15 protein-coding genes and 1 riboswitch are annotated in these 15,685 nt (G+C 73.1%); of the genes, 13 read left to right on the plus strand and 2 right to left on the minus strand.

Annotated elements, in window-relative coordinates; translation table 11 throughout:
- Positions 1-41: 41 nt before the first annotated feature.
- From BFL37_RS03985 to BFL37_RS04005, 5 genes are all read left to right on the plus strand, one after another.
- Positions 42-1,217 carry a glycosyltransferase family 4 protein gene (locus tag BFL37_RS03985; RefSeq protein ID WP_086513862.1) on the plus strand — a complete coding sequence of 392 codons (1,176 nt, stop codon included), beginning with the start codon at positions 42-44 and terminating at the stop codon, positions 1,215-1,217.
- Between the two features lie 140 nt (positions 1,218-1,357).
- Positions 1,358-1,792: a succinate dehydrogenase, cytochrome b556 subunit gene (gene sdhC / locus BFL37_RS03990; protein ID WP_172403734.1), complete on the plus strand. Its 435-nt coding sequence runs from the start codon at positions 1,358-1,360 to the stop codon at positions 1,790-1,792.
- 2 nt (positions 1,793-1,794) lie between these two features.
- A complete protein-coding gene (locus tag BFL37_RS03995; protein ID WP_086513863.1) occupies positions 1,795-2,259 on the plus strand; it encodes a succinate dehydrogenase hydrophobic membrane anchor subunit in 465 nt (154 codons plus the stop codon).
- Positions 2,260-2,292: 33 nt separating this feature from the next.
- The gene (gene sdhA / locus BFL37_RS04000) at positions 2,293-4,116 is read left to right on the plus strand and encodes a succinate dehydrogenase flavoprotein subunit (protein WP_086513864.1); all 1,824 of its coding nucleotides are present in this window, start codon (positions 2,293-2,295) and stop codon (positions 4,114-4,116) included.
- Positions 4,117-4,176: 60 nt separating this feature from the next.
- Positions 4,177-4,938, plus strand: coding sequence for a succinate dehydrogenase iron-sulfur subunit (locus tag BFL37_RS04005; RefSeq protein WP_086513865.1), 762 nt, complete (start codon positions 4,177-4,179; stop codon positions 4,936-4,938).
- A 75-nt stretch (positions 4,939-5,013) separates the two neighbouring features.
- On the opposite strand, the gene ptsP is transcribed toward BFL37_RS04005, so the two are convergent.
- Positions 5,014-6,669 carry a phosphoenolpyruvate--protein phosphotransferase gene (ptsP, locus tag BFL37_RS04010; RefSeq protein ID WP_086514009.1) on the minus strand — a complete coding sequence of 552 codons (1,656 nt, stop codon included), beginning with the start codon at positions 6,667-6,669 and terminating at the stop codon, positions 5,014-5,016.
- A 125-nt stretch (positions 6,670-6,794) separates the two neighbouring features.
- Here ptsP and BFL37_RS04015 point away from each other — a divergent pair, with 125 nt between their 5' ends.
- From BFL37_RS04015 to ribH, 8 genes are all read left to right on the plus strand, one after another.
- Positions 6,795-7,919: a YihY/virulence factor BrkB family protein gene (locus tag BFL37_RS04015; protein ID WP_086513866.1), complete on the plus strand. Its 1,125-nt coding sequence runs from the start codon at positions 6,795-6,797 to the stop codon at positions 7,917-7,919.
- A gap of 10 nt (positions 7,920-7,929) precedes the next feature.
- On the plus strand, positions 7,930-8,775 hold the full coding sequence (locus BFL37_RS04020; RefSeq protein ID WP_086513867.1) for an exodeoxyribonuclease III: 846 nt from the start codon (positions 7,930-7,932) through the stop codon (positions 8,773-8,775).
- An 86-nt stretch (positions 8,776-8,861) separates the two neighbouring features.
- Positions 8,862-9,875: a tryptophan--tRNA ligase gene (trpS, locus tag BFL37_RS04025; RefSeq protein ID WP_086513868.1), complete on the plus strand. Its 1,014-nt coding sequence runs from the start codon at positions 8,862-8,864 to the stop codon at positions 9,873-9,875.
- A complete protein-coding gene (locus BFL37_RS04030) occupies positions 9,872-10,705 on the plus strand; it encodes an HAD family hydrolase (RefSeq protein WP_086513869.1) in 834 nt (277 codons plus the stop codon). Before trpS ends, BFL37_RS04030 begins: the two co-directional genes overlap by 4 nt.
- Before the next feature lie 80 nt (positions 10,706-10,785).
- Positions 10,786-10,930, plus strand: a riboswitch (FMN riboswitch).
- 70 nt (positions 10,931-11,000) lie between these two features.
- Positions 11,001-12,068 carry a bifunctional diaminohydroxyphosphoribosylaminopyrimidine deaminase/5-amino-6-(5-phosphoribosylamino)uracil reductase RibD gene (gene ribD / locus BFL37_RS04035; protein ID WP_086513870.1) on the plus strand — a complete coding sequence of 356 codons (1,068 nt, stop codon included), beginning with the start codon at positions 11,001-11,003 and terminating at the stop codon, positions 12,066-12,068.
- Entirely contained in the window at positions 12,068-12,730 is a 663-nt protein-coding gene (locus BFL37_RS04040; protein WP_086513871.1) for a riboflavin synthase, read from the plus strand. Before ribD ends, BFL37_RS04040 begins: the two co-directional genes overlap by 1 nt.
- Positions 12,727-14,082, plus strand: a complete 1,356-nt coding sequence (gene ribA / locus BFL37_RS04045; protein WP_086513872.1) for a GTP cyclohydrolase II — start codon at positions 12,727-12,729, stop codon at positions 14,080-14,082. The genes BFL37_RS04040 and ribA overlap by 4 nt, the downstream gene beginning before the upstream one ends.
- On the plus strand, positions 14,079-14,561 hold the full coding sequence (gene ribH, locus BFL37_RS04050; RefSeq protein ID WP_086513873.1) for a 6,7-dimethyl-8-ribityllumazine synthase: 483 nt from the start codon (positions 14,079-14,081) through the stop codon (positions 14,559-14,561). The genes ribA and ribH overlap by 4 nt, the downstream gene beginning before the upstream one ends.
- Positions 14,562-14,596: 35 nt before the next feature.
- Here ribH and BFL37_RS04055 read toward each other — a convergent pair whose 3' ends face one another.
- A complete protein-coding gene (locus BFL37_RS04055; protein WP_086513874.1) occupies positions 14,597-15,400 on the minus strand; it encodes a formate/nitrite transporter family protein in 804 nt (267 codons plus the stop codon).
- Positions 15,401-15,685 lie beyond the last annotated feature (285 nt).

Consider the following 15,685-nt stretch of genomic DNA (forward strand, 5'->3'; position numbering starts at 1 on the left):
GGCGCGGCGGCCCCGTCGGCGCGTGTGCATAGCGTCGGGGCATGCGCGTAGCCGTCGTCAGCGAGAGCTTCCTCCCCACCGTCAACGGCGTCACCACGAGCGTCTGCCGGGTGCTCGAGCACCTGCGGGACCGCGGGCACCAGGCCATCGTCATCGCCCCGGACGCCGGAGCCCCGTCCGAGTTCGCGGGCTTCCCCGTCCACGGCGTCCCGGCGTTCGCCTACCGGCAGTTCCCGGTCGGGATCCCCAGCCCGCAGGTGCTGCGCCTCCTCACCGACTTCGCGCCGGACGTGCTGCACGCCGCCTCCCCCCTCTTCCTGGGCGCCCAGGCGATCGCGGCCGCGACGCGCATCGACACCCCCTCCGTCGCCGTGTTCCAGACCGACGTGGCCGGCTACGCGCGCCGCAACCGGCTGGCCGCCACCGCGCCGTACGTGTGGCGGCTCGTGCGCTGGATCCACCAGGGCGCCGACCTGACCCTCGCGCCCTCGAGCGCCGCGGCCGCCGACCTGGCGTCCGCCGGCGTCGAGCGCGTCGCCCGCTGGGGCCGCGGCGTCGACCTCGACCGCTACCACCCCCGCAACCGGACCATGGAGGATGTGGTCGCGCTCCGGAACCGGGTCGCGCCGGACGGCGAGACCATCGTCGGCTACGTGGGCCGCATCGCCCCGGAGAAGCAGCTCGAGCGCCTGGACGCCCTCCGCGGGGTCCGCGGGGTCCGGTTCCTCATCGCGGGCGACGGCCCGAGCCAGGCGTCCGCCCGCCGCGCGCTCGCCGGCATGCCCGTGACCTGGCTCGGCCGCGTCGGCGGGCGCGAGCTCGCCGCCGCGTACGCCGCCATGGACGTGTTCGTGCACACGGGCACCGAGGAGACGTTCGGCCAGACGGTGCAGGAGGCCCACGCCTCCGGCCTCCCCGTAGTCGCGCCGCGCGCCGGCGGCCCGATCGACCTGGTCGCCCATGGCACCGACGGCTTCCTCTTCGACCCCGCCTCCCCGCGCGACGCGCACCTGCGCCGCCTGGTGGACGAGCTCGTGGCGAGCGAGCCGATGCGGCTCCGGATGGGCGAGGCCGGTCGCCGCGCGGTCCTCGGCCGCTCCTGGGCCACCGTCGGCGACGAGCTCATCGGGCACTACGGGCGCGCGGTGTCCGCCCGCCGATCGGCCCTCGCGGCGGCGGATACGGCGGGCGCGGGACCCGTCCCCGTCGGCGCCTGAGCAGCCCTCGCGGCCGCGCCCGACGCTTAGGGTGCCCTAACGGGTGACCGCCCGGACCCGGCCGTAGACTCTCCAGGACGCGCAATGTCGGCGCGAAGGCGCTCCGCCCACGGGGCACCAGCATCAGGGAGGGTCGTTCCGTGTCCATCAAGACGGCAGGAACCCGCGAACCGCACATCTCGCGCGCACCGAAGGTCCCCGCGGGGACGCTCTACCGGGGCCGCGAGGGCATGTGGTCATGGGTGCTGCACCGCATCACCGGCGTGTCCATCTTCTTCTTCCTCCTCGTGCACGTGCTCGACACGAGCCTCATCCGGGTGAGCCCCGAGGCCTACAACGCGGTCATCGGCACCTACAAGAACCCGGTCATGGGCATCGGCGAGGTCGCCCTCGTCGGGGCCATCGGGTTCCACGCGCTCAACGGCCTGCGCATCATCCTCATCGACTTCTGGCGCTTCGGCGCCAAGCACCAGCGCCTCATGTTCTACGTGGTCATCGGCCTCTGGGTCGTGCTCATGGCCGGCTTCGTGCCGCGCCACCTCATCAACGTGTTCAGCGAAGCGGGATGGATCTGATCATGAGCGACATCGCACAGCAGGTGAGCGTCGAGCGTCCCCGCCAGGCCCGTGAGCCGCGCAAGCAGGGCGGCGTGAACTGGGAGAAGTGGGGCTGGATGTACATGCGCGCCTCGGGCGTCGTGCTCGTCGTGCTCATCTTCGGCCACCTCTACGTCAACCTCATCCAGGGCGAGGGCATCAAGGCCATCGACTTCGCCTTCGTCGGCGGCAAGCTCTCCGACCCGTTCTGGAAGGTGTGGGACATCGCGCTGCTCTGGCTCGCGGTCATCCACGGCGCGAACGGCATGCGCACGCTCGTGAACGACTACGCCGCCTCGCCCCGCACCCGGAAGATCCTCAAGGGCGCGCTCGTCGCCTCCACGGTCGTCCTGCTCGTGCTCGGCACGCTCGTGGTCTTCACCTTCGACCCCTGCCCCGCCGGCCAGCCCGCGGACCTGCTGCCCGCCTTCTGCGGCGACCTATAGCCCGCTTCCCCATCCGCCTCGAGAAAGAAGCCCGTGACCACTGACACCGCGACCCCCGGTTCCGAGCCCTCCGCGAGCACCATCGTGGACGGCGTCCACTACCACCAGTTCGACATCGTCATCGTGGGTGCGGGCGGCGCCGGCATGCGCGCGGCGATCGAGGCGGGACCGCAGGCGAACACGGCCGTCATCTCGAAGCTCTACCCGACGCGTTCCCACACGGGCGCGGCGCAGGGCGGCATGGCCGCGGCGCTCGCGAACGTCGAGGAGGACAGCTGGGAGTGGCACACCTTCGACACCGTCAAGGGCGGCGACTACCTCGTCGACCAGGACGCGGCGGAGATCCTCGCGAAGGAGGCCATCGACGCGGTCATCGACCTCGAGAACATGGGCCTGCCCTTCAACCGGACGCCCGACGGCAAGATCGACCAGCGCCGCTTCGGCGGCCACACCGCGGATCACGGCAAGAGCCCCGTCCGCCGATCCTGCTACGCGGCCGACCGCACGGGCCACATGATCCTGCAGACGCTGTACCAGAACTGCGTCAAGTTCGGCATCAACTTCTACAACGAGTTCTACGTGCTCGACCTGGTCATGGCCGAGGTCGACGGGAAGCAGCAGCCCGCGGGCGTCGTCGCCCTCGAGCTCTCCACCGGCGACATCCACGTCTTCCAGGCGAAGGCCGTGATCTTCGCGACGGGCGGCTTCGGCAAGATCTACAAGACGACCTCGAACGCGCACACCCTCACGGGCGACGGCGTCGGCATCATCTGGCGCAAGGGCCTGCCGCTGGAGGACATGGAGTTCTTCCAGTTCCACCCGACCGGCCTCGCCGGCCTCGGCATCCTCCTCTCGGAGGCGGCCCGCGGCGAGGGGGCGATCCTCCGCAACAGCGAGGGCGAGCGCTTCATGGAGCGCTACGCCCCTACCATCAAGGACCTGGCGCCGCGCGACATCGTCGCCCGGTGCATGGCCACCGAGATCCGCGAGGGCCGCGGTGCGGGTCCGAACAAGGACTACGTCTACCTCGACATCACGCACCTGGAGCCCGCCGTCATCGACGCGAAGCTCCCGGACATCACCGAGTTCGCGCGCACCTACCTGGGCGTCGAGCCCTACACCGAGCCCGTTCCCGTGCTGCCGACCGCGCACTACGCGATGGGCGGCATCCCGACGAACGTCAAGGCCGAGGTCCTCTCGGACAACACGACCGTCGTGCCCGGCCTGTACGCGGCCGGCGAGTGCGCGTGCGTCTCGGTGCACGGATCCAACCGCCTCGGCACCAACTCGCTCCTCGACATCAACGTGTTCGGCAAGCGCGCGGGCAACTACGCGGCCGAGTACGTGAAGACGGTCGACTTCACGCCGCTGCCGGACGACGCGGCCGACTTCGTGAAGGGCCTCGTCGAGGGTGCGCGGAACTCCAACGGCACCGAGCGGATCTCGACGCTCCGTCGCGAGCTGCAGGAGTCCATGGACCGCAACGCCCAGGTGTTCCGCACCGAGGACACGCTGATCGAGGTCACCAAGGTGATCGCCGACCTGCGCGAGCGGTACACGAACATCCAGGTGCAGGACAAGGGCCAGCGCTTCAACACGGACCTGCTCGAGGCCATCGAGCTCGGCTTCCTGCTCGACCTCGCGGAGGTCGTCGTGTACTCGGCGATGTACCGCAAGGAGAGCCGCGGAGGCCACTTCCGCGAGGACTTCCCGAAGCGCGACGACGAGAACTACATGGTCCACACCATGGCGTACCTCACCGGCGACGCCCACAGCACGGACGCCGGCGACCACATCAGGCTCAGCACCAAGCCCGTGGTCATCACGAACTACCAGCCGATGGAGCGGAAGTACTGACCCTCAGGGGTCAGCACCGACGCCCGTCACCGCATCACCGATCGGAATAGGACCGCACACGTGAGCACCGCAACCCTGGACGCACCTCCCGCGGGAGAGGCCTCGGCCATCCCCACCTTCACGGTGACCCTCATCATCCGCCGGTACCTGCCCGGCCAGGACGCCGAGCCGAGGTGGGAGGACTTCGACGTCGAGGTCTACCCGACCGACCGGATCCTCGACGCGCTGCACAAGATCAAGTGGGAGCAGGACGGGTCGCTGACCTTCCGCCGCTCCTGCGCGCACGGCGTGTGCGGATCCGACGCGATGCGCATCAACGGCCGCAACCGCCTGGCGTGCAAGACGCTCATCAAGGACCTCGACATCGACCAGCCCATCTACGTGGAGGCCATCAAGGGCCTGCCGCTGGAGAAGGACCTCGTCGTCGACATGGAGCCGTTCTTCGAGTCGTTCCGCGACGTGCAGCCCTTCCTCATCTCGAACACGAAGCCGGAGAAGGGCAAGGAGCGGATCCAGTCCGCCGCCGAGCGCGCCCGCTTCGACGACACCACGAAGTGCATCCTCTGCGCCGCGTGCACGTCGTCGTGCCCCGTCTTCTGGACCGACGGCCAGTACTTCGGCCCCGCCGCCATCGTCAACGCGCACCGCTTCATCTTCGACTCGCGCGACGAGTCGAACGTGCGCCTCGACATCCTCAACGACAAGGAGGGCGTGTGGCGCTGCCGCACGACCTTCAACTGCTCCGAGGCGTGCCCGCGCGGCATCCAGGTGACGCAGGCGATCGCCGAGGTCAAGCAGGCGATCATGCGCGGCAAGGCGTAGCGCCTCTCCTCCCCCGCACGTGCGACGGCCCCGCAGCTCCTCGGAGCGGCGGGGCCGTCGTGCGTGCGGGTGCGTCTAGCCGTCGGTGAGGATCCGCTCGGCGGCGGCGCGCGCCTCGGCCGCGGTGCGCGCGGTCAGGACGGCCTCGGCGGCCGCGCGCGCGTCGTCGAGGGTGCGGCGGCCGAGCTCGAGCCGGACGTCGGCAAGCGCCGCGGGCGTCATCGACAGGCTCGTGGCGCCGAGGCCGACGAGGACCACCGCGAGGAGCGGATCCGCGGCGGCCTCGCCGCAGATGCCGACGGGCGTCCCGGACCCGCGGCCGGCGTCGCCCAGCGTGCGGACGAGGCGGAGGACCGCAGGGTGCCACGGATCCTGGTAGGCCGCGACGGATCCGAGCAGGCGGTCGGCCGCCATCGTGTACTGCGTGAGGTCGTTGGTGCCGATGCTCACGAAGTCGGCGACCTCGACGACCTGGTCGGCCAGCAGCACGAGCGACGGCACCTCGGCCATGACGCCCACCGTGCGGAGGCCGAGCTCGCGGCCGAGCTCGACGAAGTACCGGGTCTCCTCGGCGTCGGCGACCATGGGAGCCATGACCCAGAGGTCGGCGTCCGTGGCCGCGTCGGCCTGGGCGAGGGCGGTGAGCTGGTCGCGGAGGATCTGCTCGTTCGCGCGGAGGGCGCGCAGGCCGCGGAGCCCGAGCGCGGGGTTCTCCTCGGCCGCGTCCGTGAGGAAGGCGAGCGGCTTGTCGGCCCCCGCGTCGAGCGCGCGGACGACGACCTTGCGGCCGGGGAACGCCTCGAGGAGCGCGGTGTACTGCGCGGTCTGGTCGGCGACGGACGGCGCCTCGGCCGCGTCGAGGAACAGGAACTCGGTGCGGAAGAGGCCGACGCCCTCGGCGCCCAGCTCGACGGCGCGGGCGGCCTCCGCGGGTGAACCGAGGTTCGCGAGCAGCGGCACGGGCGTGCCGTCGGCCAGCGCGCCGTCGGTGATCGGGGCGGCCAGCGCCTCCTCGCGCTCGCGGATCCTGCGCAGGGCGTCGGCGCGCTCCGCGGCGGACGGGTCGGCGATGACGAGGCCGGCCGCCGCGTCGACGACGACCTCGGCGCCCTCGCGGAGGTCGGCGGCACCCGTCGCGCCGACGATGGCGGGGATCGAGCGGCTGCGGGCGAGGATCGCGGTGTGGCTGGTGGGGCCGCCGTCGGTGGTGACGAGGGCGAGCACGCGGTCGAGCTCGAGGAGCGCGGTGTCGGCTGGTGCGAGGTCGCGCGCGACGAGGACGAAGGGCGCGTCCGCGGTGGGGATCCCGGGTGCGGGCACGCCGCGGAGCCGGGCGATGACGCGCTGGGCGACGTCCGCGAGGTCCGCCGCGCGCTCGGCCATGTAGCCGCCCATGCCGGTGAGGAGCTCCTGGAAGGTGGCGAACGCCTCGAAGACGGCGCGCTCGCCCGAGCGGCCCTGGCCGACCAGGCGGCCGACCGAGTCGAGGAGGGCGGGATCGCGCGCCATGAGCGACTGCGCGTCGAGCACGTCCTTCGCGTCGCCGCCGGCGCGGACGCCGCGCTCGGCGAGGTCGTCCGCGGTCGCGGCGAGGGCGGCGGAGACGCGCGCGACCTCGGCGTCGGCATCGCCCGTGAACGGCTCCGTGCCCGGCTCGGGCAGCGGGTCGGGCATCCGCATCACGGGGCCCGTGGCCACTCCGTGTCCTACTCCGATGCCGGTGATGCGCACTCTGACTCCCTCGCTCGGGTGCGGGCCGCGCGGACGGACGGCGTCCGCGCGGGTGGCCGTCCGGTCGGGGTGCCGGAACGGCCCGTCCACGCTACCAGGGGCCCGACGGCCCGTATCCTCGGGGGATGACCGCCCCCGACGGCCGCGGACGCCCCGACCGTCCCGCATCCCCCTCCGGCTCCCCCGGCACGACGTCCGAGGAGACGCCCGCGCCCACCGGCATCCCGGCGCTCGTCGCCCGCGTGATGCAGCTGAAGCCCGTGCGCGTGCTCCTCGCCTACGGGGCCGCGGGCGGACCGATCCTCGCGGCCGGCATGTCCTACCAGGCCGTCTTCGCGGTGTTCGCCGCGCTCGCGGTCGGGTTCTCCGTCGCGGGATCGGTGCTCGCGGGGAACCCGGCGCTGCTCGACTCGCTGCTCACGCTGATCCAGGGCGCGGTGCCGGGGCTGTTCGGGGAGGGCGGGGCGATCACGGACCCGCAGGCGCTGCTCGAGTCGGACGCCGTCCGGGCCACCGGGATCATCGGGTCCATCGGCCTGCTGGTGACCGCGCTCGGCTGGCTGGCGTCGACGCGCGACTCGGTGCGCCGCATCTTCGAGCTGCCGCCGCCCACCACGTTCTTCCTACTCCTCAAGGTCAAGGACCTCGGGCTCGCCCTGGTGTTCGCGCTGGCGATGCTGCTCTCGGCCGCGCTCTCCGTCGTGAGCACCGGGCTCCTCGGGTTCGTGTTCGGGCTGATGCAGGTGGGCGAGGACTCGCCGCTCGCGATCGTCGTCGGCCGCACCGTGGGCCTCGCGCTGGTGCTCGCGCTCGACACCGCCGTGCTGGCGGGGGCGTACCGGATCCTCTCGGGCGTGAAGATCCCGTGGCCGCAGCTCCTGCAGGGCGCGCTCCTCGGCGGCGTGGCCATGGGCGTGCTCAAGGTGCTCGGGACGGCGCTGCTCGGCGGCGCCAGCCGGAACCCGCTGCTCGCGTCGTTCGCGGTGATCATCGGGCTCCTGATCTGGTTCAACCTCATCTGCCAGATCATCCTCATCTGCGCGTCGTGGATCGCCGTGGGCATGGCCGACAAAGGCATCGACGCCCGAGACCTCAGCCCCGAGCAGCTCGAGAAGGAGCGCGTCGCGAAGCTCGACGAAGCCCGCCGGATCCTCGAGGAGGAGGAGCGCGCTCGGGAGCGGGAGCGGTACGAGCAGTCCCGCGGCATCACGCGCCTGATGCTCGGGCTGCGGCGGAGACGCCGCCGTTAGGATCGAGACCATGCCCTCGAACCTCCGCGTCGCGTCCATCAACACGAACGGCATCCGGGCCGCGTTCCGCAAGGGCATGGGCGACTGGCTCGCCGCGCGCGACGTCGACATCCTCGCCATCCAGGAGGTCCGCGCCGAGACGAGCGACATCGAGGGCCTCCTCGGCCCCGAGTGGAACGTGCTGCACGACGCCGCGACCGCCAAGGGCCGCGCGGGCGTGGCCATCGCGAGCCGCCGCCGCGCCGAGATCCACCGGGTCGCCATCGGCGAGGAGGACTTCGACAGCGCGGGCCGCTGGCTCGAGGCCGACTACGACGTGGACGGCACGATCGTCACGGTCGTGAGCGCCTACGTTCACTCCGGCGAGGTCGGCACGCCCAAGCAGGACGAGAAGTGGCGCTTCCTCGACGGGATGGAGCGGCGCCTGCCCGAGATCGCGGCGCACTCCGAGCTCGCCGTCGTCGTCGGCGACCTCAACGTCGGCCACCGCGAGCTCGACATCCGCAACTGGAAGGGCAACGTGAAGCGCGCCGGGTTCCTGCCGCGCGAGCGCGGCTACCTCGACCGGATCCTCGGGCCCGCCGGAGAGGAGGTCACGGGCGTCGACGGATCCACCGGGCGCGGCCTCGGCTGGGTCGACGTGGGCCGCCAGCAGGCCGGCGAGGTCGACGGCCCGTACACGTGGTGGAGCTGGCGCGGCAAGGCGTTCGACAACGACACCGGCTGGCGCATCGACTACCAGCTCGCGACCCCGGCCCTCGCCGAGAAGGTCGTGGGCTACGCCGTCGACCGCGCCGACGCGTACGACCAGCGATGGTCGGACCACACGCCCGTGGTCGTCGACTACGCGATCTGACCCGTCGCCCGCTCCCTCCCCTCCCCTCCCGCGCCGCATCCGGCGCCCCGCGAGCGCCCCGCGCTCCCCCTCACGAAGGCATCGCCATGACCGCTCGACCCGTCCTCTTCTCCGGCATGCAGCCGTCCGCCGACTCGCTGCAGATCGGCAACTACATCGGCGCGCTCCTGCAGTGGAAGGAGCTGCAGAGGTCGCACGACGCCGTGTTCTGCGTCGTCGACCTGCACGCCATCACCGTGCCGCAGGAGCCCGCGGCGCTCCGCGACTCGACCCGGCGCACGGCCGCGCAGTACATCGCCGCGGGCATCGACCCGGCCGTCTCGACGCTGTTCGTGCAGTCCCACGTGTCGGCGCACACCGAGCTCGCGTGGATCCTCAACACCCTCACCGGGTTCGGCGAGGCCAGCCGCATGACGCAGTTCAAGGACAAGTCGCAGAAGCAGGGCGCCGACGCCACCACCCTCGGGCTCTTCGCGTACCCGACGCTCATGGCGGCCGACATCCTCCTGTACGGCACCGAGGTCGTGCCCGTGGGCGACGACCAGAAGCAGCACGTGGAGCTCACCCGCGACCTCGCCAAGCGCTTCAACACGCGGTTCGGCGACGTGTTCCGGATCCCGGAGCCCATGATCCAGAAGGACACGGCGCGCATCTACGACCTGCAGGACCCGACGTCGAAGATGAGCAAGTCCGCGGCCAGCGACGCGGGCGTCGTGTGGCTGCTGGACGAGCCCGCGAGGACGGCCAAGAAGATCCGCTCGGCCGTCACCGACACCGGCCGCGAGGTGCGCTTCGACCGCGGCGAGAAGCCCGGCGTCTCGAACCTGCTGACGATCCTCTCGGCCTTCGAGGGCACCGCGGTGCCGGCGCTCGAGGAGCGCTACGCGGGCCGCGGCTACGGCGACCTCAAGAAGGACGTGGCCGAGACCGTGACGGGCGTCTTCGAGCCGATCCGGGCCAGGACGCTCGAGCTGCTCGACGACCCGGCCGAGCTCGACCGCGTGCTCGCCGGCAACGCGGCGCGCGCCGAGGAGCGGGCCGACGCGATGCTCGCCCGGGTCTACGACGCCGTCGGGCTCGTGCGGCGCGCCGGCCGATGACCCTGCGGCTGGTCCTGCTCGACCTCGACGACACGCTGGTGGACCACCGCGGCGCCGTGGCCGACGGGATCACGGCGCACCTCGCCGCGCGGGGGCTCGTCGACGCGTCGGACGCCGCCGAGCGCGACCGGGCCGTCGCGCTGTGGGTCGCGCTCGAGGAGGAGCACTACCACCGGTACCTCGCGGGCGAGCTCGACTACCAGGGGCAGCGGCGGGCGCGGGTGCGGGGGTTCCTTGCCGCGTGGGGATCCGACGACGCGACCGACCTCGCCGTCGCGATCGCGGACGACGACGCCGCGACGGACGCGTGGTTCGGCGGCTACCTCGCCGGGTACGAGGCGTCCTGGCGCACGCTGCCGGGCGCCGTGGCCGCGCTCGACGAGATCGCGCGCCGGCACCCGGGCGTCGAGTTCGGCGTCGTGACCAACGGCGAGCGCAGCCAGCAGGAGCCGAAGATCGCCGCCGCCGGCCTCACCGACCGCCTCTCCCCCGTCGTCTGCTCCGGCGACCTGGACTTCACGAAGCCGGACGCGCGGATCTTCCGTCTGGCGTGCGCGGAGGCGGGCGTGGATCCGTCGGACGCCGTCATGGTGGGCGACCGGCTCCGCACCGACGCGCTCGGCGCGACCGACGCGGGCCTCGCGGGCGGCATCTGGCTCGATCCCGACGCGGGGACGGCGGATCCCGCGCGTGACCCCGCGGGCGACCCCGAGCGCGGCTGGCCCGACGTGCCGCCCGAGGACCGGGAGCGGGCGGAGCGCGCGGGCATCGTGCGCATCACCGCGCTCGGGCAGCTCGCCGACGCCGTGGACGCGCTGACCGGCGCCTGACCACCGCATCGACGTCCGCTCCGCGTAGCCCGGCGTCACGCGACGAGACGCTCCCAGCCGCGTGGGCTAATCTCGGGGTACACGTGCTCCGGGGTCGGTGGAAATCCGAGCCGGCGGTGACAGTCCGCGAACGGACGATGCGCGACCGGGTCCCCGGGAGCCTCGTCCGCCGATCCGGTGGGAATCCGGGACCGACGGTGAGAGTCCGGATGGGAGGCGCACGCGGCGCCAGCGACCCTGCCGGCGTCGAGGTCTCGTCGACCGCGCCCGGAGTCCGTCCACGGACGAGGACACCATGCACGACGACCCGACGGCACCCGAGACGCGCGCGCCGGCTCCCGACGCCCCCGCGCTCGAGCGCGCCATGCGCCGCGGCCTCGAGCTCGCGGCCGAGGGTCCCGCGTGGGGCCCCAACCCGCGCGTCGGCTGCGTGATCCTCGACGCCTCCGGTCGCGTGATCGCCGAGGGCCGCCACCGCGGCGCCGGATCCGCGCACGCCGAGGTCGACGCGATCCGGCAGCTGCCCGCGGGCGCGGCACGCGGATCCACCGCCGTCGTCACGCTCGAGCCCTGCAACCACACGGGACGCACCGGGCCGTGCGCCGCCGCGCTCATCGAGGCCGGCGTCGCGCGCGTCGTCTACGCCGTCGCCGACCCGGGCGCCGAGTCCTCCGGCGGTGCGGCCCGGCTGCGCGCCGCGGGCGTCGAGGTCGTGCCCGGCGTGCTCGCCGAGGAGGCCGCGGCGTTCCTCCGGGTGTGGCTCGGATCCGCGTCGCTCGGCCGCCCGTTCGTCACGGCGAAGTGGGCCTCCAGCCTCGACGGCCGCATCGCCGCCGCAGACGGCACGAGCCGCTGGATCACCGGGCCCGCCGCCCGCCACGACGTGCACCGCCGCCGCGCGGAGGCCGATGCGATCCTGGTGGGCACCGGCACCGTGCTCGCCGACGACCCCGCGCTCACCGCCCGGCGGCCCGACGGGATCCCGTACCCGCACCAGCCCGCGCCCGTCGTGCTCGGCGACCGCGCGATCCCCGACGACGCGGCCCTGCACCGCCACCCGCGCCGCCTGATCCGCATCGCCGGCCATGACCCCGCCGCCGCGCTCGCGGAGCTCGGACGCCGGGGGATCCGGCACGTGTTCGTGGAGGGCGGCCCCACGATCGTCTCCGCGCTCGTCGCCGCCGGGCTCGTCGACGAGGTGGTCGCCTACCTCGCGCCCGTGCTCCTCGGCGGACCCCGCACCGCGACCGGCGACCTCGGCGTGCCGAGCATGCCGGCCGCCCACCGACTCACCCTCATCAGCACGACACGGCTCGGGGACGACCTCCTCGTGACCGCGCGACCCACCACGGAAGGCCAGTGATGTTCACAGGGATCATCGAGGAGCGCGGACGCGTCCTCGCGCTCGACGCCGAGGGCGACTCCGCCCGGATCACGGTGGAGGCGCCGCTCGCGGTGTCCGACGCCCGGCACGGCGACTCCATCAGCGTCGACGGCGTGTGCCTCACGGTCGTCGCGCAGACGCCCGAGGGCTTCACCGCCGACGTCATGCGGCAGACGCTCGTGATGAGCTCGCTCGGACGCCTCGGCGTGGGCTATCGCGTCAACCTGGAGCGCGCCGCGCGCGTGGGCGACCGCCTGGGCGGCCACATCGTGCAGGGCCACGTCGACGGCACCGGGCGCCTCATCGCGACCACGCCGGGCGAGGCGTGGCGGATCCTCCGCTTCTCGCTGCCCGCGGACCTCGCGCCGCTCGTGGTCGACCGCGGATCCATCACGGTGCAGGGCGTGAGCCTCACCGTGAGCGCGGTCAGCCCGACGGACACGCCGGACGCCGACTCGTGGTTCGAGGTGTCGCTCATCCCGGAGACGCTCTCCGCGACGACGCTGGGCGCGCTGGAGATCGGCGACGAGGTGAACCTCGAGACCGACGTGCTCGCGCGGCACGTGCAGCGGATGCTCGCGCTCGACGCGCGCGACCGCGACGCCGCACCGGCCGCCACGACCGAGGGGGACCGCTCATGAGCCTCGCCGACATCCCCGCGGCGCTGCAGGAGCTGCGCGCCGGACGCCCCGTGATCGTCGTCGACGACGAGGGCCGCGAGAACGAGGGCGACGTGCTGCTCGCCGCCGAGTCCGCCTCGCCCGAGTGGGTGGCCTGGCTCGTGAAGCACTCGTCGGGCTTCATCTGCGCGCCCATGACGAACGAGATCGCCGACCGGCTCGAGCTGCCGCTCATGGTGGCCGACAACCGGGATCCGCGCGGCACCGCGTACACGGTGTCCGTCGACGCGGCCGACCGGCTCTCCACCGGCATCAGCGCGTCCGACCGCGCGCACACCCTGCGCGTGCTCGCCGACCTCCGCAGCGTGCCGACGAGCCTGCACCGGCCCGGCCACATCCTGCCGCTGCGCGCGGTGGACGGCGGCGTGCGCGAGCGCGACGGCCACACCGAGGCCGCGGTCGACCTGCTCACGCTCGCGGGGCTCACGCCCGTCGGCGCGATCAGCGAGATCGTGCAGGACGACGGCGAGATGATGCGGCTGCCCGGCCTCCTCGCCCTCGGCGAGCGCGAGGGCGTGCTCGTCGTCACGATCGAGGCGCTCAAGGAGCACCTGGAGGAGTTCCACTGCGACCGTCCGCTCGAGCCCGCGGTCGAGATCCCCGAGGCGTCGCGGGTCATCTTCGAGGTCGAGACCACGGTGCCCACGACGCACGGCACGTTCCGGCTGCGCGCCTACCGCGACCGCACGACGGGCGCCGACCACGTGGCCGTCGTCTCCGGCGAGCCGACCGCGCACGGCACGCTCGTGCGCGTGCACTCGGAGTGCCTGACGGGCGAGGCGCTCGGATCCCTCAAGTGCGAGTGCGGTCCGCAGCTCGACGCGGCGCTCGACGAGATCGCCCGCACGGGCGGCGTGGTCGTCTACCTGCGCGGGCACGAGGGCCGCGGGATCGGCCTCGTCAACAAGCTGCGCGCGTACCGGCTGCAGGAGGACGGCCTCGACACGCTCGACGCCAACGTCGCCCTCGGCCTCCCGGCGGACGCGCGCGACTACGGCGCGGCGTCGGCGATCCTGCAGGACATGGGGATCGAGGACGTGCGCCTGCTCACGAACAACCCCGAGAAGGTGCGGCAGCTCGAGGCGCACGGCGTGGAGGTGACCGAGCGCGTGCCGCTCGTCGTCGGCGTCAACGCGACGAACGCGGACTACCTCGCGACCAAGCGCGACCGCATGGGGCACCGCATGGTGCTCGACACCGACATGCACATCGGATCCGACGCCTACCCGGACGCCGAGGCGCCCGACGGCCTGCGCACCACCACGGCCGGACCGGCCACCATCACCACCACCCCCGAGGAGGAGACCGCATGAGCGGACACGGAGCACCCGACATCGACCCCACCGCGATCGACGGGACGGGCCTCGCGGTCACCGTCGTCGCCGGACGCTGGCACGACGAGATCAGCGCGGGCCTCCTCGCGGGCGCGCAGCGCGTGCTCGACGCGGCCGGCGTCACCACCACCGTGATCCGCGTGCCCGGCAGCTTCGAGCTGCCCGTGGTCGCGCGTGCGGCGCTCGACGCGGGGGCCGACGCGGTCGTCGCGCTCGGCGTGATCATCCGCGGCGGCACGCCGCACTTCGAGTACGTGTCCGACGCGGCGACCTCGGGCCTCACGCAGGCGTCGCTCCTCGCCGGCAAGCCGATCGGCTTCGGGCTGCTCACGCTCGACGACGAGCAGCAGGGCCTCGACCGGGCGGGGCTCCCGGGCTCGAAGGAGGACAAGGGCGCCGAGGCGGCCGAGGCGGCGGTGACGACCGCGCTGCTGCTGAAGGGGATCCGCGGCGCCTGATCCGGGCGCGGGAGGGGCGGTCCCGGGACCGCCCCTCAGCTCGCGCGCCGCTCCTGGATGAGCTCCTTCGTGCGCACCAGGCGCAGCACCGTGACCAGCAGGATCCCGCCGAGCATGTTGAACAGCAGCGTGTAGCCGAACCAGCCGAGCCACTGCCCGTACGTCACGTCCGCCCCCGACTGGATCGCCCCGAAGACGAGGAGCGAGTCGAGGATCGAGTGGAACAGCTGCAGGCCCGCGAGCAGGAAGCCGCCCGCGACCGCGGCGACGATGCGCGCGACGTCCGAGGTCGTGCCCTGCTGCATGCGCGTCATCAGCGTGATGGTGCTGCCGCCGAGCACGGCCAGCATCACGGTCTGCAGCGTGAAGCCGGGATCGACGAAGTGGTGCGCGGACTCCGCGAGGGTGTCGTGCCACTCCGGGAAGGCCTGCACGAGGATCCACATGAAGACCCAGCCGCCCGCGAGGTTGGCGACGAGAGTGCCGCCCCAGAGGCGCATCAGCTGGCCGATGCCCGCCTCCTTCGCCGCCACGGCCGCGATGGGCATGAGGAAGTTCTCGGTGAAGAGCTCGGAGTGCGCGAGCAGCAGGGCGATGAGGCCGATGCTGAACGCGAGGCCCGCGAGCAGGTGGCTGCCCGTCTCGTGCAGGACGGCGACGAGCGCCATCACGCCGAGGCCGACCTCGAGCCCGCCGAAGAAGCCCGTGATCAGGACGACGCGGAACGTGCGGTGCAGCCGCTCGGCGCCCTCCTCGACCGTCGCGTCGAACCCCTCCTGCAGCTCGTCCTCGACGGGGCCGTCGCCCTCGCCGAGCTCGCGGCGCTTGTCCTCGCTCATGCGCCGGGCCGCCCGGTCGTGGGCGCGCGGCGGGCGAGGGACATCTCGATGCAGGTCACGGGACCCTTCCCGGAGCCGATGCCGCGCCGCCGGGGTGGCGGGCGAGGAGACGGCCCCGCTGACCATGCAACTCGGTGCCGGGCCGCGCGACACGATCCCGGCTGGGCCTTGACAGGGCGCACCCGAGCCCACGGCAGCGGGATCGGGCTCGGCCGCCGATCCCGCCCGCGTCCGGCATGGCATCCGCGGCGACAGGACGCGACCTCATGACGCGGCCTCGCATGC

It is taken from the genome of Clavibacter michiganensis, from assembly GCF_002151125.1.
Lineage (GTDB): Bacteria > Actinomycetota > Actinomycetes > Actinomycetales > Microbacteriaceae > Clavibacter > Clavibacter michiganensis_C.